This window comes from Butyrivibrio sp. NATIVEDY162 (assembly GCF_045999815.1).
In the GTDB taxonomy this organism is placed as follows: domain Bacteria; phylum Bacillota; class Clostridia; order Lachnospirales; family Lachnospiraceae; genus Butyrivibrio.
In genome coordinates, this window is sequence record NZ_CP172573.1 from 2,400,515 (window position 1) to 2,421,726 (window position 21,212).

At 33.5% G+C, this 21,212-nt stretch carries 19 protein-coding genes and 1 tRNA gene; 15 read left to right on the plus strand and 5 right to left on the minus strand.

The window, feature by feature from the left end; all coding sequences use genetic code 11:
• Positions 1–107: 107 nt before the first annotated feature.
• The 5 genes from gyrB to dnaA form a co-directional block, all read right to left on the minus strand.
• Positions 108–2,048 (minus strand): DNA topoisomerase (ATP-hydrolyzing) subunit B, encoded by a 1,941-nt coding sequence (gene gyrB / locus ACHCNF_RS10385; RefSeq protein WP_408069730.1) that lies wholly within the window; start codon positions 2,046–2,048, stop codon positions 108–110.
• A gap of 10 nt (positions 2,049–2,058) precedes the next feature.
• A complete protein-coding gene (recF, locus tag ACHCNF_RS10390) occupies positions 2,059–3,159 on the minus strand; it encodes a DNA replication/repair protein RecF (RefSeq protein WP_408069731.1) in 1,101 nt (366 codons plus the stop codon).
• Positions 3,156–3,377 (minus strand): RNA-binding S4 domain-containing protein, encoded by a 222-nt coding sequence (locus tag ACHCNF_RS10395; RefSeq protein ID WP_408069732.1) that lies wholly within the window; start codon positions 3,375–3,377, stop codon positions 3,156–3,158. The genes recF and ACHCNF_RS10395 overlap by 4 nt, the downstream gene beginning before the upstream one ends.
• A 4-nt stretch (positions 3,378–3,381) precedes the next feature.
• Positions 3,382–4,491, minus strand: coding sequence for a DNA polymerase III subunit beta (gene dnaN / locus ACHCNF_RS10400; protein ID WP_408069733.1), 1,110 nt, complete (start codon positions 4,489–4,491; stop codon positions 3,382–3,384).
• A 302-nt stretch (positions 4,492–4,793) separates the two neighbouring features.
• Positions 4,794–6,185, minus strand: a complete 1,392-nt coding sequence (gene dnaA, locus ACHCNF_RS10405; RefSeq protein ID WP_408069734.1) for a chromosomal replication initiator protein DnaA — start codon at positions 6,183–6,185, stop codon at positions 4,794–4,796.
• A gap of 487 nt (positions 6,186–6,672) precedes the next feature.
• Here dnaA and rpmH point away from each other — a divergent pair, with 487 nt between their 5' ends.
• From rpmH to ACHCNF_RS10480, 15 genes are all read left to right on the plus strand, one after another.
• A complete protein-coding gene (gene rpmH, locus ACHCNF_RS10410; RefSeq protein ID WP_022761795.1) occupies positions 6,673–6,807 on the plus strand; it encodes a 50S ribosomal protein L34 in 135 nt (44 codons plus the stop codon).
• A gap of 84 nt (positions 6,808–6,891) precedes the next feature.
• Positions 6,892–7,269: a ribonuclease P protein component gene (rnpA, locus tag ACHCNF_RS10415; RefSeq protein WP_408069735.1), complete on the plus strand. Its 378-nt coding sequence runs from the start codon at positions 6,892–6,894 to the stop codon at positions 7,267–7,269.
• The gene (yidD, locus tag ACHCNF_RS10420) at positions 7,241–7,450 is read left to right on the plus strand and encodes a membrane protein insertion efficiency factor YidD (protein WP_408069736.1); all 210 of its coding nucleotides are present in this window, start codon (positions 7,241–7,243) and stop codon (positions 7,448–7,450) included. The genes rnpA and yidD overlap by 29 nt, the downstream gene beginning before the upstream one ends.
• A gap of 17 nt (positions 7,451–7,467) precedes the next feature.
• On the plus strand, positions 7,468–8,760 hold the full coding sequence (locus ACHCNF_RS10425; RefSeq protein WP_408069737.1) for a YidC/Oxa1 family membrane protein insertase: 1,293 nt from the start codon (positions 7,468–7,470) through the stop codon (positions 8,758–8,760).
• A gap of 14 nt (positions 8,761–8,774) precedes the next feature.
• Complete coding sequence (gene jag / locus ACHCNF_RS10430) at positions 8,775–9,584, plus strand: RNA-binding cell elongation regulator Jag/EloR (protein WP_408069738.1); 810 nt, start codon at positions 8,775–8,777, stop codon at positions 9,582–9,584.
• 83 nt (positions 9,585–9,667) lie between these two features.
• Positions 9,668–11,065, plus strand: a complete 1,398-nt coding sequence (mnmE, locus tag ACHCNF_RS10435; RefSeq protein ID WP_408069739.1) for a tRNA uridine-5-carboxymethylaminomethyl(34) synthesis GTPase MnmE — start codon at positions 9,668–9,670, stop codon at positions 11,063–11,065.
• Between the two features lie 17 nt (positions 11,066–11,082).
• Positions 11,083–12,996, plus strand: a complete 1,914-nt coding sequence (gene mnmG, locus ACHCNF_RS10440) for a tRNA uridine-5-carboxymethylaminomethyl(34) synthesis enzyme MnmG (RefSeq protein WP_408069740.1) — start codon at positions 11,083–11,085, stop codon at positions 12,994–12,996.
• 63 nt (positions 12,997–13,059) lie between these two features.
• On the plus strand, positions 13,060–13,797 hold the full coding sequence (rsmG, locus tag ACHCNF_RS10445) for a 16S rRNA (guanine(527)-N(7))-methyltransferase RsmG (protein ID WP_408069741.1): 738 nt from the start codon (positions 13,060–13,062) through the stop codon (positions 13,795–13,797).
• 276 nt (positions 13,798–14,073) lie between these two features.
• The gene (locus tag ACHCNF_RS10450) at positions 14,074–14,838 is read left to right on the plus strand and encodes a ParA family protein (protein ID WP_408069742.1); all 765 of its coding nucleotides are present in this window, start codon (positions 14,074–14,076) and stop codon (positions 14,836–14,838) included.
• Positions 14,839–14,863: 25 nt separating this feature from the next.
• Entirely contained in the window at positions 14,864–15,754 is an 891-nt protein-coding gene (locus ACHCNF_RS10455; protein WP_408069743.1) for a ParB/RepB/Spo0J family partition protein, read from the plus strand.
• A gap of 23 nt (positions 15,755–15,777) precedes the next feature.
• A complete protein-coding gene (locus tag ACHCNF_RS10460) occupies positions 15,778–16,290 on the plus strand; it encodes a DUF4446 family protein (protein ID WP_408069744.1) in 513 nt (170 codons plus the stop codon).
• Between the two features lie 47 nt (positions 16,291–16,337).
• Complete coding sequence (gene serS / locus ACHCNF_RS10465; protein WP_408069745.1) at positions 16,338–17,624, plus strand: serine--tRNA ligase; 1,287 nt, start codon at positions 16,338–16,340, stop codon at positions 17,622–17,624.
• 45 nt (positions 17,625–17,669) lie between these two features.
• A complete protein-coding gene (locus ACHCNF_RS10470) occupies positions 17,670–18,554 on the plus strand; it encodes a DUF3881 family protein (protein ID WP_408069746.1) in 885 nt (294 codons plus the stop codon).
• Positions 18,555–18,646: 92 nt separating this feature from the next.
• Positions 18,647–18,720, plus strand: a tRNA-Arg gene (locus ACHCNF_RS10475).
• Between the two features lie 120 nt (positions 18,721–18,840).
• Positions 18,841–21,195 carry a DUF3160 domain-containing protein gene (locus ACHCNF_RS10480; protein ID WP_408069747.1) on the plus strand — a complete coding sequence of 785 codons (2,355 nt, stop codon included), beginning with the start codon at positions 18,841–18,843 and terminating at the stop codon, positions 21,193–21,195.
• The last annotated feature ends 17 nt before the right edge of the window (positions 21,196–21,212 follow it).

Genomic DNA, 21,212 nt, shown 5'->3' on the forward strand with positions numbered 1-21,212 from the left:
TCAGCTAACTCTTCCCCATTCTGATTATTGTTGTTGTTATTGTTATCTGCCATTTTTCATCCTTATCCTTTGGCTGCACAGTCTTCTTTTTGGATTAAAATCCTGTATTAAATATCGAGATTCTTAACAAATTTAGCATTCTTTTCAATGAATTCTCTTCTAGGTTCTACCTTATCACCCATAAGTGTTGTAAATGTGACATCGATATCAGACTCTGCTTCTTCATCGATATTTACACGAAGCAGAACTCTTCTGTCAGGATCCATTGTTGTCTCCCAAAGCTGCTCGGGATCCATTTCTCCAAGTCCCTTATATCTCTGAATCTTATTATTCTGGTCACGACCTACATCGTTAAGAATCTTATTTAATTCATCATCACTATATGCATACCATACCTTTTTATTCTTCTCCAGCTTGTAAAGAGGAGGCTGAGCCAGGTAAACATGTCCTGTTTTTATAAGCTCAGGCATGAATCTGTAAAGGAATGTAAGCATAAGCGTAGCTATATGAGCACCATCAACATCGGCATCAGTCATAATAATGATTTTGTTATAACGCAATTTCTCAATATCAAAATCATCATGAATACCGGTACCAAACGCAGTAATCATAGCCTTTATTTCAGCATTTCCATAAATTTTATCTATTCTTGCTTTTTCTACATTAAGAATTTTTCCTCTCAGAGGAAGTATAGCCTGTGTTGCACGTGATCTTGCTGTTTTAGCTGATCCTCCAGCAGAATCTCCCTCAACTATAAATATTTCACAGTTCTTCGGATCTTTATCTGAACAATCCGCAAGCTTTCCGGGTAGTCCAAGTCCATCCAAAGCTGATTTTCTTCTGGTTAAGTCTCTTGCTTTTCTAGCAGCATCTCTGGCATGCTGTGCAAGTATGGCCTTTTCAAGTATTACCTTGGCAACCTGAGGATTCTGCTCAAGAAAATATGTGAGCTGCTCAGATACTACACTGTTTACGGCTCCTCTGGCTTCACTGTTACCAAGCTTTTGCTTTGTCTGTCCTTCAAACTGAGGATCTTCAATTTTAACGCTGATGATAGATGTAAGACCTTCACGGATATCATCACCTGTAAGATTATCCTCGTTGTCCTTCAGCATTTTCTTCTCTCTGGCATAATCATTGAAGGTCTTGGTAAGTGCTGCCTTAAATCCTTCAAGATGAGTACCACCCTCAGGAGTATTTATATTATTAACAAATGTGTAAGTGCTTTCGTTAAAGGAATCATTATGCTGCAGGGATACTTCTACCTGAACATTATTCTTGTTTCCTTCAAAATACATTACCTGATCATAGAGAACTGTCTTACTCTTGTTAAGGTACTGAACAAATTCCTTTATTCCTCCCTGATAGTGGAAGGTCTGCTCTATGATATCTTCACCCTCTTCAACTCTGTAGTCTCTGAGCGTAATCTTAAGGCCCTTTGTAAGAAAGGCCATTTCTCTAAGTCTCTGTTTAAGTATGTTATAGTCAAAAACAGTTGTCTCTTTGAATATCTGAGCATCAGGTTTGAATGAAACTTTAGTACCTGAACTAACAACATCTGTGGTTCCAACTTCTTTAAGAGGATAACAAACCTTTCCTCTCTCATATCTCTGCTGATAGATTTTTCCTTCACGAACTACCTGAACCTCAAGCCATTCTGAAAGGGCATTAACTACTGAGGCTCCAACTCCGTGAAGTCCTCCTGATACCTTGTATCCTCCACCGCCAAACTTTCCGCCGGCATGAAGTATTGTAAATACAACTTCGACACCTGTAAGTCCGGACTTATGGTTTACATCTACAGGTATTCCACGTCCGTTGTCCATTACAGTAATGGTATTATCAGCATTTATATTAACTTCGATATGATCACAAAATCCTGCAAGTGCTTCGTCTACTGAATTATCTACAATCTCATATACCAGATGATGAAGTCCTCTGGCCGCAGTAGTACCTATATACATTCCGGGTCTTTTTCTTACAGCTTCAAGTCCTTCAAGAATCTGTATTTGATCCGCTCCATAGTTGTTATTTTCTTCGTTACTCATTCTTTTCCTCTTATTCTTCAGGTATACTTCCGTTTACAACTCTGAACACCTTATTTATCTCAAAACGATTATTAACAAATTCATCAAGTCCGGTGCAGGTAATTATTGTCTGTATATCACCTATTGTATTTAACAGATAATTTTGTCGGTTACTGTCAAGCTCAGACAAAACATCATCAAGTAATAAAACCGGATTTTCTTTTTTTATCTTTTTAACTATTTCAATTTCTGAAAGCTTAAGTGAAAGTGAAGCAGTTCTTTGTTGTCCCTGGGATCCAAATTTTCTGATATCTATTTCTTCTGGAACAGTTTCTGTTGTTACATTAAATGAAAAATCATCCTTATGTGGTCCTACAGATGTCTGTTTAAGATATATATCTTTCTGCCTCGATTCCCTTAATTTTTGCTCATATTCTGCAAAACTGACATTGGGCTCATAATATATTTTTAACTTTTCTCTTCCGCCTGTAAGCTTGTGATGTATCGGATCAATTATTTCACAGAGACTATTAATAAACTTTTCTCTTGCCTTTATTATCACTGATCCATATTCAAGCAGCTGTTTATCCTGAACATCTAAAAGTACACTGTTTTCGGGATGATCAAACATATCCTTTAAAACTTTGTTTCTCTCAGTAATAAGCTTATTATATTTAGCAAGATTCTCTAAATAAATTTGATCCAGCTGACAAAGTTCCATGTCCATGAATCTTCGTCTCTCTGCCGGACCATCCTTAATGATACTCAGATCCTCAGGAGAAAAAAATACAACATTACATCTTCCCACAAGGTCAGATGCTTTTCTTATTTTTTGTCCGTCGATTGCTATTCCCTTGGATTTACTTTTTCTCAGATGCATATCTATGCGATATTCTGCACCGTCTCTCTCGATAATTGTTCTGATATGTCCCTCATCTTTACCAAAGGATATAATTTCCTTGTCTTTACTGCCTTTGTGGGACTTTGTTGTAGCAGACAGATATATAGCCTCAAGGATATTTGTTTTTCCCTGTGCATTATCACCATACAGAATATTGGTTCCACTGCTGAATTCTATTTTTAAATTTTTGTAATTTCTAAAATCTGCCAGTTCTAATGATTTTATTATCATTTTGTTATTTGTACCTGAACGCCTTCATACTCGATAGTGTCCCCACTATAAAGCTTTCTGCCTCTTCTTGTTTCAACTTCTCCGTTTACTTTAACAAGACCATCCTGAATATCTACTTTGGCGTCTACTCCGGATTCCTCAAGACCTGCCTTTTTCATAGCCTGTCCAAGCTTTATGAATTCGTCGTTTTCTCTTAAACTTACTTTTATAGTTTCCATTATCTTAGCTCACTGTTAAAAAATTTATAGGAAGTACAAGATAAATATAATTTGAATCCTTATCCCTTATAAAACAAGGTGCCTTAGGATTAACCATATAAATATCTATGTTTTCATCATCAATTGCGCGAAGAGCATCAATGAGGAACTTAGGATTAAAGCCTATGATAAGATCCTTACCCTGCTTCTCAATTTCTATCTCCTCATCCATGCTTCCTATTGTTGAATTGATTTTTAATTCCATCTTTTCATCTGTTATGGATATAATAACAGGCTTTTTATCGCCTTCCTTAACAAGAAGAGTTGCTCTGTCTATACAATCAAGCATCTCTTTTCTTGAAATGGTCATCTTAGTCTCATAATCACTTGAAAGCATCTGATCAATATTGAAATACTCACCCTCAAGTAATCTTGAAACAACTATTGTTTTATCAAATTCAAATAATATGTGCTTATCAGTAAAGAAAATCTCAACATTATTCTCTGTACTGTCTGTAATTATCTTACTAATGTCAGAAAGTGTCTTTCCGGGAACAACAACCTTTTTTGAATCGTAGGAGTTCTGAAGCTTAACCTTACGTATGGATATACGATGTCCGTCAAGAGATACCAGCTTTAATGTATCCTGATTAATCTCAAAAAGTTCTCCGCTCATCATTTTGTTGGCATCATTTTCAGATATTGAGAAAATTGTCTGCTGAATAATATTCTTCAAAGTATATTGAGAAACGGATATTCCATCTATTCTCTCTATATTTGGAAGATATGTAAAATCATCAGCATTTCTTCCAACGATACCGAACTTTGCTTTTTCGCAGCTTATATTAACTTTACCTGACGAATCAGACTCAATTGTTACATCACTATCAGGAAGCTTTCTGATAATATCGAAGAATATCTTAGCATCAATCGCTATATATCCTCTCTCAAGAATATTACCTTCTACTTCTGTTTGAATTCCAAGCTCCATGTCATTGGCAATAAACTTGATTACTCTTTCAGTAGCATCAATAAGAATACATTCCAATATAGACATAGTAGTCTTATTCGGAACTGCTTTGGATACAATTTGTAATCCGGCAATTAGATTAGATTTTGAACAAACAAACTTCATGAGTTAAAAACTCCTCCAACTTGAAAATGGTTATGCACAAAACACCATATATAAATTAATTAATAATATTTAATAGTATAATTAGTAATAGGTGTTGATATGTGGAAATCCTTATCTATTATACAATTTATCTGCCTTATTTACAAATTTTTAATAGTTGATAAATAAAAATTTAATGTTGAAAAGGTAAATGTTCAGAGCAAGGCAAATTTTGCGATTTAAGGCTATAAAAAACTTTTCCACTCTAATCCACAGTTTATAAACAATTTATAAAGTATTTATAAACTGGGTTATCCACTTTATCACGCAGAAGGGTTTAACTTCTTATTAATAATATCAAGGTTCTTATTTAGTTCATCATCAACTGCAATTAGATCTTTTATCTTATTAACGCCACTCATAACGGTTGTATGATCCTTTTTACCAAGAGCTTTTCCTATTTCTTCAAGTGGAAGATCAGTAAGCTCTCTTGCAAGATACATTACAATCTGTCTGGGAAGAACTATTTCTTTATTTCTCTTTTTAGATGTAATATCTTCCTGTCTTATTCCGTATTGTTCACAGACTGTACTTATTATCAATGAAATGGTTATTACCTTTGAAACGTCAGGATAAATTATGTCCTTAAGAGCTTCCTTAGCATTATCAAGAGTTATTTCTACCTTATTTAAACGTGAAAATGCAATTATCTTGTTATAAGCTCCTTCAAGCTCTCTGATGTTTGACTTAATGTTAGTAGCAATGTACTCAAATATTTCATCATCGATATGCTTTGAATAACTCTCTGCATTTTTCTTTAGAATAGCCATTCTTGTTTCATAATCAGGTGCCTGAATATCGGATATGAGTCCCATTTCGAATCTTGAACGGAATCTTTCTTCAAGTGTTTCCATTTCCTTTGGAGGTTTATCTGAAGAAATAATAATCTGTTTTCCTGCCTGGTGAAGTACATTGAAGGTATGGAAAAACTCTTCCTGAGTACTTTCCTTTCCTATTATAAACTGAACATCGTCTACCATGAGTACGTCAACAGTACGATATTTGTCACGAAGTCGGCTCATTGCTTCAGCTTTACCACTTCTGATGGATTCGATAACTTCATTGGTAAACTGCTCTGATGTAACATACAGCACCTTAAAGCCGGGATTGTTTTCTATAATGAAATGACCTATGGCATGCATAAGGTGGGTTTTTCCAAGTCCCGGTCCACCGTAGAGGAATAGAGGATTGTATGCTTCTCCGGGTGACTCTGCAACTGCAAGTGATGCATTATATGCAAAACGGTTATTACCACCTACAACATAGGTATCAAAAATATATTTTGGGTTAAGATTAGAAAACTCATAATTATTCTGGCCAAATTTAGGTTTAGAGGATTCATCTGAATGAGTTTCTTCTTTATTAATATGAGCATCTTTTTCTAAAAGAAATTCTACTTCAATATTTTCATCCAAAAACTCAGATAAAGTAACCTTAAAGAATTTTTGATATTTCCTTTCTATATAATTGAGAGCATTGGTGTCATCAAAAGGAATCAAAACAATGACAGAACCATTTTCATACTTATAAAAATATAGAGGCTTGATCCATGTATCAAAAGATATAGTGGTCATTCCCAGTTCTACACGTATTTCTTCCTTTAAATTATCAAAGTTCTCTGCAAGTTTTTGTGTTATTTCTGTAGCTTTTTCCATATAAATCTCCCAATAGCGAATTTAAGATTTATTTTATCCTATGGAAAAATAAATATCAAACGTGGTGAAAATGTGGATAACTTTTCTGAAAAAATATTTTTTTTGGATTAATTTTTGGCCTGAGTGGAAAAGTGGAAAAACGATATCCAACAAATTCACCGTCCATAAACGGCATAAATACTAGCTTCTTAAATTTTAATTAATTTTTATATGAAATGTTTTCCACATTCAATCCACATTTTGTGGATAAAAAAATTAAATTTACAGATAATAACAAGTTATCCACAAAATCAACATTTAGATGTGGATAACTTGTTGAAATACCATATGTAGTCCACAAAATTTTAAATATTTTTTTGAAGTTATCCACAAAATAATTTTAACTTGACGGAAATGCTTAATTTTATTATAATAACAACGATTTTTTCTGATTCAGACAATTATATTTTTTGCTAAATAGATCTTAAGAAGGAGGTGTATTTCGACTATGAAGAGAACTTATCAGCCGCATAAGCTTCAGAGAGCTCGTGTTCACGGCTTTAGAGCAAGAATGGCAACTAAGGGAGGCAGAAAGGTACTTGCTGCCAGAAGACTTAAGGGTAGAAAAAAGATATCTGCATAATAGGGACCACAATATGATGTGGTCTTGTTACGCGAATGTGCATAATTGCATATTCGCGTATTTTCATATTCATGGAATAATAAAATGCAAAAAACAGAAAGTTTAAAAAAAACAGCTGACTTCAAAGTTGTTTATAAGAGTGGTAAATCATATGCAGACAAAAATATAGTTGTATATATCAGAGAAAATAACACTTCTTTAAACAGACTTGGGATTTCAGTTAGTAAAAAGGTAGGGAACAGTGTTGTAAGGCACAGGTTTGCAAGACTTGTTCGAGAAGTTTACCGACTACATGAAAATATATTTAATAGTGGTTTAGATATAGTAGTCGTGGCCAGAAGCCGTGCTAAGGATGCTTCGTATTTTGATATTGAGAAGTCATTTTTATATCTGGCCGGTAAGTCTCATCTAAGGAAAAATGATGAGGTGAAAGATGAAGAGAGTACTGATATTTCTGATTAAGTTATATCAAAGGTATGTTTCTCCTTTAAAGAGAACAAAATGTCCATATATTCCGACTTGTTCGCAGTATGGATTAGAAGCAATAGAAAAATACGGTGCTATTAAAGGAAGCCTTCTTGCTTTATGGAGAATTTTAAGATGTAATCCATTTTCAAGTGGTGGATATGATCCTGTGCCGTAAATATCGGAGGATTAGGTTTGAATATTGTTAGTTTAACACAATATCAGGGGAAAATTGTTGGTCCTGTAGCATGGCTTTTAGGTCATGTAATGAACTGGATTTTTATGCTCCTCAATAAGATTGGTATTCCTAATACCGGTCTTGCTATTATTTTATTTACATTTTTTATGTATATTGTCCTTACACCTCTTACTTATAAGCAGCAGAAATTCAGTAAGCTGCAGGCAAAAATGAATCCTGAGCTTCAGGCTATTCAGGCTAAGTATAAAGGTAAAAAAGATAATGATTCTATGTTGGCTCAGCAGGAAGAGATAAAAGCTCTCTATGCAAAATATGGTGTATCACAGACTGGTAGCTGTGTTCAAATTTTAATACAGTTCCCTGTAATGATAGCACTTTGGAGAGTAATAAGCTCAATGCCTGCTTATGTAACTCAGATAAAAGATTCTTTTTATCCACTTGTTGAACAGCTCAGAAATACTAGCGGTTCAAGCGAATTTTTACAGACTTTATCAAGTGCAAGTCAGTTTAGTAAGCAGTTTACATCTGAATCATTTTTAGCCGGTGAGGCATCTACTGTAGAAAATACTTTTATTGATGTTCTTTATAAGGCATCATCAAAGGATTGGAGTTCATTAACAGAGAAGTTCACAGGTCTTACGGATTCAATAAACAACACTCATGAGCTTCTTAATAAGTACAACAGTTTTCTGGGACTTAATATTGGTGACTCTCCGTCATTCCTTATTAAGAGTGCTTGGGAAAACAAGTCATTTGTACTATTTATTGTGGCTTTACTTATTCCACTTATTGCATGTTTTACTCAGTGGGTTAATATGAAACTAATGCCTCAGCCGGCACAGGCTTCTAATGATCCTAATGATCAGGCTGCTCAGATGGCTAATTCTATGAAAACCATGAATACAATGATGCCTCTGATGTCACTTTTCTTTACATTTACATTTCCTGCAGGTATTGGTATTTATTATATTGCAGGTTCAGTAGTTCGTACTATTCAGCAGATTGTTATCAATAAGCATATTGATAAAATGGATATTGATGCTGAGATTGCAAAGAATACTGAGAAGTATAATGAGAGACTTGAAAAAATGAAATCTACTCCTCAGATGAATCGTTATGCAAATATCAATACAAGAACTATGAGTTCATATACTTCTTCAAGATCAGAAAAGGAGAAGGAAGAGGGTATCAGAAACGCAAACAAGATTTATGAGTCAGGCAAGATAAGAAAAGACAGTCTTCTGGCTAGAGCTAATATGGTTAAAGAGTTTGATCAAAAGAATAATTGATAGGGGAAAATAAAATGGAATATATTGAGATTTCTAAAAAGACTGTAGATGATTGTATCACAGAAGCTTGTGCTCAGCTTATGGTTACAAGCGATAAGCTTGAATATGAAATCATTTCATCCGGCTCTACCGGTTTTCTTGGTTTAAATGTTAAACCTGCAGTAATAAGAGCAAGAGTTAAGGCAGAAGAATCAGAAGTTACTGTAAAAACTTCTCTCGAAGAACAGGTTGATTCAAAAGTTAAAGAAAAGATTGAGAAGAAAGAAAGTAAAAAGAACAGTGATCAAAAGAAGTCGGAAGTAAATATTGAAAATCCAGTTGCTTCTTCTGAAGAAAAAGCTGATAAAAAAATTTCATATGTATATGATCATGAGTTCATTAACAGAGCTAAAGAGTTCTTATCAAATGTATTTGCTTCAATGAATATGAAAGTTGAAGTTAATGCAAAATATAACGAGACTGACAAAATCCTTGAGATTGAACTTTCAGGTGATGAGATGGGTGTTCTCATTGGTAAGAGAGGTCAGACTCTAGATTCTTTACAGTATCTTATCTCACTTGTTGTTAACAGAGGAAGTGAAGATTATATTCATGTAAAGGTTGATACTGAGAACTACCGTGAACGAAGAAAGGCTACTCTTGAGAATCTTGCAAAAAATATTGCGTATAAGGTTCGTAAGAACAGACAGCCTTTATCATTAGAGCCGATGAATCCTTATGAGAGAAGAATCATCCATTCAGCTCTTCAAAATGATAAATATGTTACTACTCATAGTGAAGGTGAAGAACCATTCAGACGAGTTGTTGTAACTCTTAAAAAATAAGTTGATATTAAGAGCTGCCATTGATTTTATACTAATTTCAATTGGCAGCTCTAATTTACATTATATTTAAATGAGGATATGAGATGTTTTTTAAAGAAGATACAATTTGTGCTATTGCAACTGCTATGATAGATGCCGGTATAGGTATAATAAGAGTTAGTGGTGAAAAGGCGATTGATATTGTAAGTAAAATTTATATCGATGCAAAAGGAAATTATTCTTTAAAAAAGTATGAGTCTCATACAATAAATTACGGTTTTATTGTTGATAACAAAAAAACACAAATTGATGAAGTTATGGTTTCAATAATGAAAGCTCCGCGTTCATATACTAAAGAAGATGTTGTTGAAATAAATACACATGGTGGACGCATTGTTATGGAAACCATTCTAAATCTTTTGATTACAAATGGTTGCAGACTTGCAGAGCCGGGTGAATTTACAAAGAGAGCTTTTTTGAATGGAAGAATTGATCTTACCAGAGCTGAAGCAGTAATGGATATTATAAGTGCTCAGAATACTTTCGCTATGAAAAATTCAGAATTACAACTTGGAGGAGCTCTTTTTAATAAAATTGAGTCATTAAGAAAAGAAATACTTTATGAAATGGCTTTTATAGAATCAGCTATAGACGATCCTGAAAATTATGATCTCACAGGTTATGATGAGAGACTATCCAAAAAAAATAAAGCATGGATTGAATCAATACAAAAACTAATTAATTCATCAGATGAAGGTATCATCAGAAAAGATGGAATAAAGACTGTAATAATTGGTAAACCAAATGCTGGTAAGTCTTCATTACTTAACAAACTCGCCGGAGAAGAAAAAGCTATTGTTACCGAGATTGAAGGTACCACCAGAGACGTTATAGAAGAAACAGTAAGACTTGGTGATTTTGTTTTAAGAGTAATGGATACTGCCGGTATCAGAGATACTGATGATAAGGTTGAAAAAATTGGAGTAGAGAGAGCTGTTAAATATGCTAAAAATGCAGATTTAATTTTATATATTATAGATTCTACTGATAAGTCTTTTTCAGAAGACTTCAGAATAAAAGAAATAGTAGAAAATAATCATGTGATCATACTTCTAAATAAGAATGATATTAGTGAAAACATAAGTGTACTTGAAAAAGACATTTTTGATTTATATGGAAATGATGTGCCGGTAATAAAAACTTCTATGATCGATGAAACTGGTATTGATGAATTAAAAAATATAATTACAGATATGTTTTTTGATGGCAGTATAAATCCAAAAGAAGAAGTATATATTACAAATATCAGACAAAAAGAAGCTTTGATAAATACTTATGATAGTTTAAAAAAGGTTGAAGAAAGTATAGATGCAGGCTTATCAGAAGATTTTTATTCAATAGATCTGATGAATGCATATGCTTTTCTTGGTGAAATTATAGGACAGGAAGTTGACGAAGATTTAGTTGAAGAAATTTTCTCAAAATTCTGTATGGGTAAATAGTTTTTATGGAGTAAATTATGATAGCAGACAGTGTTGATGTAATAGTTATAGGCGGTGGGCATGCAGGATGTGAGGCAGGACTTGCATCTGCAAGACTTGGACTTAAAACAATTGTTTTTACTTTAAGTGCAGACAATATTGCATTTATGCCATGTAATCCACATATTGGTGGATCTTCAAAAGGTCATCTTGTAAGAGAAATTGATGCTCTTGGTGGAGAGATGGGTAAAAATATTGATAAAACTTATCTCCAATCAAAGATGCTTAACAAGTCAAAAGGACCTGCAATTCATTCATTAAGAGCGCAGGCTGATAAGCTTGAGTATTCAAAATCTATGAGAAATATCCTGGAAAATCAGACTAATCTTATTGTTAAACAATCAGAAATATCTGAGATTCTTTTTGATGATTTAAATAAAGATGACGAATTATTAGAAGAGGGTTATACAAAAAAAGTTAAAGGTGTAAAAACTGTAACAGGGCTTACTTATGAGGCAAAGGCAGTTGTTTTATGTACAGGAACTTATTTAAAAAGCAGATGTCTTTGCGGAGAGTCTATTTCATATACAGGTCCAAATGGTTTACAGCCATCTAATTTATTGTCTGATTCTTTATTAAAAGCTGGAGTTGAACTTAGAAGATTTAAAACAGGTACGCCTGCCAGAATGGATGGTAATACAATAGATTATTCCAAGATGGAAATACAATCCGGAGATACTCCTGTTGTACCTTTTTCATTTGATACTGATCCGGATACTATTCAAAAAGATCAGTATAATTGCTGGCTTACTTATACAAACGAAAAAACACATGAAATAATACGAGAAAACATAGATAGATCTCCTATATATGCTGGAATTATTGAAGGGATTGGTCCCAGATATTGTCCTTCAATAGAAGATAAGGTTGTAAAATTCCCTGATAAGATAAGGCATCAGGTATTTGTTGAGCCTGAAGGCAGTCATACAAATGAGATGTATATAGATGGAATGTCCTCTTCAATGCCTGAAGATGTTCAGCTCCAGATGTATAGAACTGTTCCCGGACTGGAAAATTGTGTAATTGTAAAAAATGCTTATGCTATCGAATATGATTGCTTATGTTCAGGTCAATTGTATCCTACATTGGAAATAAAGAAGATTAGAGGTTTATTTAGTGCAGGACAGTTTAATGGTAGTAGTGGATATGAAGAAGCTGCAGCTCAAGGACTTTATGCTGGTATAAATGCTTGCATGCAAATTTTGAATAAACCATATTTATATATAGATAGATCCGAGGGTTATATTGGAGTTCTTGTTGATGATATCGTTACTAAAGATAATCTGGAACCTTATAGAATGATGACTTCAAGAGCAGAATATAGATTATTACTTCGACAGGATAATGCTGATATCAGATTAAGAAAAAAAGGGTATGAGGTTGGTCTGATACCTGAAGAAAAATATTTAAAGCTTATTGAAAAAGAACAAAAGATAGAAGAAGAGACTAGAAGGTTAAAAAGTGTAAAGGTTGGTGCTTCTAAAAATATCCAATTCTTTATGGACTTACATAATTCTCCAAGATTGAAAACTGCAGTTTCACTCGCTGAACTTATATGTCGTCCTGAACTTAATTATGATAATATTGCTGAAATAGATATAGATAGAAAACCTCTCTCTAAGGATATAATTGAGCAGGTTGAAATAAATATAAAATATGAAGGATATATTGATAGACAGCAAAGACAAGTAGATAAATTTAAGAAGATGGAAAATAAAAAAATACCTGCAGATATAGATTATGATGATGTAATTAGTTTACGACTTGAAGCAAGAGCAAATCTTAAAAAATTTAAACCTATAAATGTAGGACAGGCTTCAAGAATTAGTGGAGTTAATCCTGCAGATATTTCTGTTTTGTTGGTTTATCTTGAAAATTATAAACACCACTAATTCTATTAAATGTTTCACGTGAAACACTACATGTAGTATTTTATTCTAAGGAGAATTTATAAATTGCAAAGGAATTTTAATTCATTATGTAATGATCTTGAACAATTTAATATTCAATTATCAGATATACAACTAAATCAATTAGAGAAATATTATGAGCTTTTGATTGAGTGGAATAATAAAATTAACCTTACTGCTATAACAGATTTCGATGAAGTATGTAGGCTTCATTTTGTTGATTCTATTTCTGCTGCTCAGTTTTTTGATTTTACCAAGAATGATATTTCTTTAATTGATGTTGGTACTGGTGCTGGATTTCCAGGAATTGTTTTGAAAATAGTTTTTCCACAATTAAAGGTAACACTTTTAGACTCTTTACAGAAAAGAATAACATTTCTTGATACAGTTATAGATGAGCTTCAACTTAATGAGGTTGGATGTATTACAACTGTACATGGTAGAGCTGAAGACTTAGCTGATAGTAAAAAAGGTGAATTGAGAGAAAAATTTGATATTGCTGTTTCTAGGGCAGTAGCAAGATTTTCAACTTTGTGCGAGTACGATATGCCATATGTAAAAAATGGTGGTTGTTTTATTTCTTATAAAGGCGATAAAGGAATTGAAGAAGTAGAAGAAGCAAAAAATGCTATTTTTCTTTTAGGTGGAAAAGTGAAATCTATAAATGAATTCACATTACCTAATAGTGATATAAAAAGAGTGGTGTGCATTATTGATAAGATTCAAAACACATCATCTAAATATCCCAGAAAAGCAGGAACTCCACAAAAAAAGCCTCTGTAAATAGTACTGGATTATTAAACACCTTTTCATCTTTGTGTTCAAGAAGTTATATATAATTAGTTTCACGTGAAACATAGTAATTTGAAAAAATTATTCTACAAGTAATTGTTTCACGTGAAACATTAAAACCCTATATATAGTAAATAATAATCGTGAAACATTAATCAGTGAATAATTGTACTAAAAATTTAAAAAATTTATTCTCATAATTGTAAAACTGAGATACCTAAATTGTGATATAATTACAAAGTTAAAAATAAAGAGGGAGAGAAAAGTATGGGACGCGCAATTGCAATAGCAAACCAAAAGGGTGGAGTTGGAAAAACAACAACTTCAATAAATCTGTCGGCAACATTGGCAGAAAAAGGAAAAAAAGTTTTAGTAATTGATACTGATCCACAAGGAAATACTACGAGTGGATTTGGATTAAATAAAAATCAGTTAGAAAATACTATATATGAATTACTAATTAGTGAGTGTAGTGTTTCAGATACTTTATATAAAAATGTTGTAGATGGAGTAGATATTATTCCTTCAAATGTAAATCTGGCTGCAGTAGAGATTGAACTTATAGATATGGAAGAAAAAGAGTTTATTCTCAAAAAATCAATAGATAAGATCAGAGACAATTATGATTTTATTATAATAGATTGTCCACCTTCACTTAGTATGCTTACTATAAATGCCATGACTACTGCAAATACTGTTTTAGTTCCAATTCAGTGTGAATATTATGCACTTGAAGGTTTAAGTCAGTTAGTACACACAGTTAATCTTGTAAAAGAAAGACTAAATAATGATTTGGAGATGGAAGGCGTAATATTTACAATGTACGATTCCAGAACTAATCTTTCAATGCAGGTAGTTGAAAACGTAAAAGATCATATTTCTGAGAATGTATATAAAACAATTATTCCAAGAAATATTAGATTAGCAGAAGCACCTAGTTATGGACTTCCAATAAATCTGTATGATACAAAGTCAGCAGGTGCAGAAGCATATAGATTATTGGCAGATGAAGTCATAGGTAGAAAATTCTAAAAATTGAAATAGAAAGAGGTATAACATGGCACCAAAAAATGCTAAAAGAGGTTTAGGTAAAGGTCTTGATGCACTTATAGCTCCTGCACCTGCATCTGCCAAATCCACAAAAGAGGAAAAAGTTAGTGAAGGACAGGTTGTTACAGTTAATATAACAAAGGTAGAGCCAAACAGAGAACAGCCGAGAAAAACTTTTGATGAAGATAAGTTAATAGAATTATCTGATTCAATTAAACAACATGGAATAATAAATCCTCTTATAGTTCAGGATAGAAAAGATCATTATGAAATTATCGGTGGTGAGAGAAGATGGCGAGCAGCTAAAAAAGCAGGCTTAAAAGAAGTACCGGTAATAATTAAAAATCTTACAGAAGAAGAAATAGCTGAATATGCTCTTATTGATAACATTCAAAGAGACGACCTTAATCCAATTGATGAAGCATTGGCGTTTAAAAAACTAATTGATGATTTTGGATATACTCAGGATGTAGTAGCAGAAAAAGTATCAAAGAGCAGAGTAGCTATAACAAATTCACTTAGACTTCTTAAGCTTTGTGAAGAAGTCCGTCAAATGGTTATAGATGGTAAGCTTTCTACCGGTCATGCAAGAGCATTGATTTCGATTGAAGATAAGGAAAAACAGATACAGATTGCAGAGCAAATATTTGACCAAAAGATGAGTGTTCGTGATACTGAGAAACTCGTTAAAAATCTTGATAAACCTGAAAAGAAAAAGAAAAAAACAGAAATCAATCCAAGTGTTGAATCTGCTTATAGAGAACTTGAGGATAGATGTACTCAGGCGACAGGTACAAAGGTTTCAATATCAACAAAAGGAGATGGAGTAGGAAAAATAGAGATAGAGTTTTATAGTACTGATGATCTTGAAAAAATTACAGAGAGATTATATAGGTAATAAATATATTTAGGAGAAAAGGTATGAACAGTAATTTATTTGATCAGCTTGGATTAAACATTGATATTGCCTATATATTTATAGGACTAATATTACTTCTTATTATTTTACTTATAATAATAATAGTTCAGGGAAATAAGATTAAAAGAATAACAGAGCAGATATCAAGATTTATGAAGGGACGTGAAGCAGCTTCATTAGAAGATGAGATTGTAGCGTTGTTTGCAGATAATCAGATTATCAAAAAAGCGACAGAAAAGAATCAAAAAGACATAGATGATTTATACAACAGACTTGCTTCATGTTTTCAAAAGGTTGGAATTATAAAATATGATGCTTTTAATCAGATGGGAGGACAGCTTAGCTATTCAATAGCACTTCTCGATGAAGACAACAATGGCTTTTTACTTAATTCTGTCCATAGTACAGATGGTTGTTACTCATATTCAAAAGAGATACGAGGCGGAAAATGTAAGCTTGAACTTGGTGAAGAAGAACAGATGGCTTTGAATGAAGCTATGGATTACCAAAACTAAGATAATTAATATTTCAAAATCTATATAAAAGATAAGGGGAAATAAAAATGATAGACATTAAATTTTTAAGAGAAAATCCTGAGGTAGTAAAGGAAAATATCAGAAAAAAGTTTCAGGATGAAAAACTCCCGCTGGTTGATGAAGTAATTGAGCTTGATAATGAGAGAAGAAAAAATCAGCAGGAAGCTGATGACCTTCGTGCGCATAAGAATAAGATTTCAAAAGAAATCGGAGCTCTGATGGCTCAGGGAAAGAAAGAAGAAGCTGAAGAGAGAAAAGCAGAAGTTGCTGCTAACGCTAAGAGACTTGCTGAATTAGAGGAAAACCAGAAGGTAGTTGATGAAAAAGTTTTAAAGATCATGATGGTTATTCCTCAGATAATTGATGAAAGTGTACCGATTGGTAAGGATGATTCTGAAAATGTAGAAATTGAGAAATTTGGCGATCCTTTTGTTCCTGATTTCGAAATACCATATCATACAGATATAATGGAAAGATTTAATGGTATCGACTTTGACGCTGCAAGAAGAGTTGCAGGTAATGGTTTCTATTATCTTATGGGTGATATAGCAAGACTTCATTCAGCAGTTATATCATATGCCAGGGACTTTATGATTGATAGAGGATTTACATATTGTGTACCCCCTTTCATGATTCATGGAAATGTTGTAGAAGGTGTAATGAGTTTTCCTGAGATGGAAGCAATGATGTACAAGATTGAAGGTGAGGATCTTTATCTTATCGGTACAAGTGAGCATTCAATGATCGGTAAATTTAAGGATCAGCAGATTCAGGAGGAAGACCTTCCTCAGACACTCACCAGTTATTCACCTTGTTTCCGCAAAGAAAAGGGAGCACATGGTATAGAGGAGCGTGGTGTTTACAGAATTCATCAGTTTGAAAAGCAGGAGATGATAGTAGTTTGCAAGCCCGAAGAATCTAAGATGTGGTATGACAAGCTTTGGCAGAATACAGTTGATTTGTTTAGATCACTTGATATTCCTGTACGTACACTTGAGTGTTGTTCCGGAGATCTTGCAGATCTTAAATGCAAGTCTTGTGATGTAGAAGCATGGTCACCCAGACAGAAAAAGTACTTTGAAGTTGGAAGCTGCTCTAACTTAGGTGATGCTCAGGCAAGAAGACTTAAGATCAGAATCAAGAGTAAGGATGGAAATTATCTTGCTCATACATTGAATAATACAGTAGTTGCTCCTCCGAGAATGCTTATAGCTTTTCTTGAGAACAATCTTAATGAGGATGGATCAGTTAATATTCCGGTAGCACTTAGACCTTATATGGGTAACAAGGAAAAAATGATCCCGGTAAAATAATTTGCCAAAGAAAAATAATTACTTAAAAGAAAGGAGGTGAAATCCATGCATAGTTATTTAAGAGCAATTGGTTTTGAAAATTTCAGAAGCAGAGAAGATATCCAGCAGTTGATAGCTATGACTGTACAGCAGGCTGATACCAGATCGTATGTAACAAAGGACGGTGAGAAGCTGATTGGTGAATTCTGCAAGGATTTCACCGATAGTATAGGAATTTGTGTATGCGGTGAATTTAATGAAAATGACAAATTCTTATACGATTATTATTATCCCTATATTAGAGGAAATAGTGTTACAACTGAAGAAGATATTACTGTTTCCAGACACTCAGCTACAGAATCTTATGCAGGTGTATGTGATGATCTGAGAGTTGGAGTAACAATCATCTTTTATTTGCAAAACATGATTCCTTATATCAAAATTCAAAATGAAAACAGATTTCCTATAAAAGGAACATCACTTACGCTATCAGCTCTTTCGCTAAAGGGAACAATTGTAATGCCTATTGCAAAGACTGATAGTGATAAGAATTTTGCACGTAAGAGAACAAGGGAAAGAGAAAAACTCATGCACAAGGCAAGAAAAGGTGATGAGTCTGCTATGGAGTCTCTTTCAATTGAGGATATGGACACATATAGTGCTATATCAAAGCAGATAAAAACAACAGATGTTTATACTCTTGTGGATAACTATTTTATGCCATTTGGTGTTGAGTGCGATCAGTACTCTGTAATGGGTGAAATAATGGAATGTCATGAAGAAACTAACAGTTTTACAGGACAAACCTTAGAAATTATGACAATTAATTGTAATGAGCTTATCTTCAATGTTTGTATAAATAAAAAGGATCTGCTAGGTGAACCGATTCCCGGAAGAAGATTTAAAGGAAATATTTGGATGCAGGGGTACGTTAATTATCCTGAAAACTAAAATTATAATAAAACGATCTAATCGGTTGGAAGTATTGAACTAAAATATATCCTATGATATTATAATTTGGTGCGAAAAAGTATATACTAAATGTCCACGTAGCTCAGCTGGATAGAGCGCTAGCCTCCTAAGCCAGAGGTCGGAGGTTCGAATCCTCTCGTGGACGCGATAAAAACAGGACAATTTGTCCTGTTTTTTTATTATGTATTAAATAGTAAATAATTGTGATATACTTTTTATAGTTATAACAAAAACGGAATATCATTATATAGATGGGAGATAAAATATGAAAAGAAAAATACTATCTGTTATTCTTACATTATCTATAGTATTGAGCGGTTGTTCTTCAAATAACAATACAGTCAGTACTACTGATAACAATAGTACAGAAGTGGCTTCAGCTGATGTAAATGAGGAGACTTCTACAAATGGTGATGAAAATTCCGAAGAAAATGAGAATAAAGAAAATGAGAATAAAGAAATAGAGGATACTGAGAAAGAAGTTGAAGAAAAAACTGAAGAAGAGACTGAAGAAACAGCAGAAAATAATAATGAAGAAACAGAGAGCGGAAAAGTAATCAATACATCCATACTTGGTGATAAAGAAGAAATCTATTATGATGAAAATCTTGTTCCAAGTATTCCTGATTATAAAGTAAATGATGATTTTTCTAATGTCGTATATGATGACAAGTTTTCTTATATGTTTGATACCAAAGAGGAAAGTGAATACAATCATCCTATTGCTTTCAGACAGGGTTTGATTGACAACATGTTTGTTGTAAGAGATGGACAGAATGATGAATTCTTCGATGTGTACGAAGCTAACAGATATAACTATTTTCCGAACTTTGTAACAGTTGATTCATTAATGCACACATATCATCTTTATTTTTCATATCTTATGAAAAAGACAGAGACAAGCTATATTGTTTCAAAGTTGGAAAATCTAAATACTCAGATGATGTCAAAATCATTGGAACAGTATGAGGAACTTAAGGGAACAGATTATGAGAAAGCAGCTCTTCGGAACCTGGAGTTTTTCTATATTGGATCTCTTTTACTTGATGATAGTGTAAAAGAACCAATAAATGATAGCGAGTTTTCAGAAGTTACTAAAAATGAATATGAGAAAATAATCAAGGCAGAAGGAATCGAAAATTGTAGCATATCTGACCTTTTTGAGGATTACACTCAATATAAGCCAAGAGGTTACTATGAGGGTGATGAAAAACTTGAGAAATATTTCCGCTCAATGATGTGGTATGGAAGAATAGGATTTAATCTTGAAAATGATGATACTATAAGAAGTGCCATTTTGATAACCCTTGCTATTGCAGATAAACCGGATGATTGGGACAGTATTTATAAAATAACAAGTTTCTTTGCCGGAACTTCTGATGACCCGGGATATAATCAGTTTGTAGAAATAATTAAAGCAAATTATGGTAAAATTCCGGACTCATCAGAAATTGCAGCAAACGATGAGATGTTCCAAAAAGTAAAAGAACAGGTTAATAGTCTAGCACTTCCGAAAATTAATTCAATTCCTGTAAATGAAGATGAGGAAGCTGTAATACCCTCCTTTAGATTTATGGGACAAAGATTTACAATTGATGCGGCAATAATGCAACGACTTATATATCGTTCTGTAGGAGAAAAGGAAAACGGCGAGAGAAGATATCTTCCGGATACGCTAGATACGGCTGCTACACTTGGCTCAGAGACAGCGATGTCAATACTTGATGAAAATGGTGATACCAAATATCAGAATTATACAGATAATATGACTGCACTTCAAAAAATATTCGGGGGCGATGATCCTGAGACATGGAATGTAAGCTTATATTCAGGCTGGTTAAATACACTTCGACCACTTTTTGATAAAAAAGGAGATGGTTATCCTTCATATATGAAATCCGATGAGTGGGAGAAGAAGGACCTTGAAACATTTGCAGGATCTTATGCGGAATTGAAGCATGACACAATACTTTATGCAAAGCAGGTTCTGGCAGAGATGGGCGGACCTGATGATGAAGAAATTCCGGATGATAGAGGATATGTAGATCCTGAGCCTGTTATCTATAGCAGATTTGCATATTTATCAAATAAGACAAAGGAAGGTCTTGACGGTTTTGGGATGCTGGACGCTGATGATAAGAAGAATCTTGAACTTTTATCAGAAATAGCGATGAAACTTTTAAATATTTCAGAGAAGGAACTCAAGAACGAAGCATTAAGTGATGATGATTATGACTTTATTAGAACCTATGGTGGAAATCTTGAGCACTTCTGGCTTGAGGTTAATAAAGGCAGTGAGGAAGAAATCATTTATAGTTATCAGGCACCCTGTCCTGTAATTGCTGATATAGCAACAGATCCTAATGGTCAGGTACTAGAAGTCGGATCAGGAAAAGCAGACATAATGTATGTGGTATTTCCTATAGATGGGGAGCTTCATGTCGGAAGCGGAAGTGTATACAGCTTCTACCAGTTTAGCGTTCCGATTTCTGAAAGGATGACAGATTCCGAGTGGAGAAATGCACTCTCTGGTGGTTATCTTGATGATGATTGGAATTGGATTGAAAATGATAAAAAACCTGAAAAACCTGAATGGACAATGAGTTATCGTTTCAAATGATTTAAATAATTATGCTA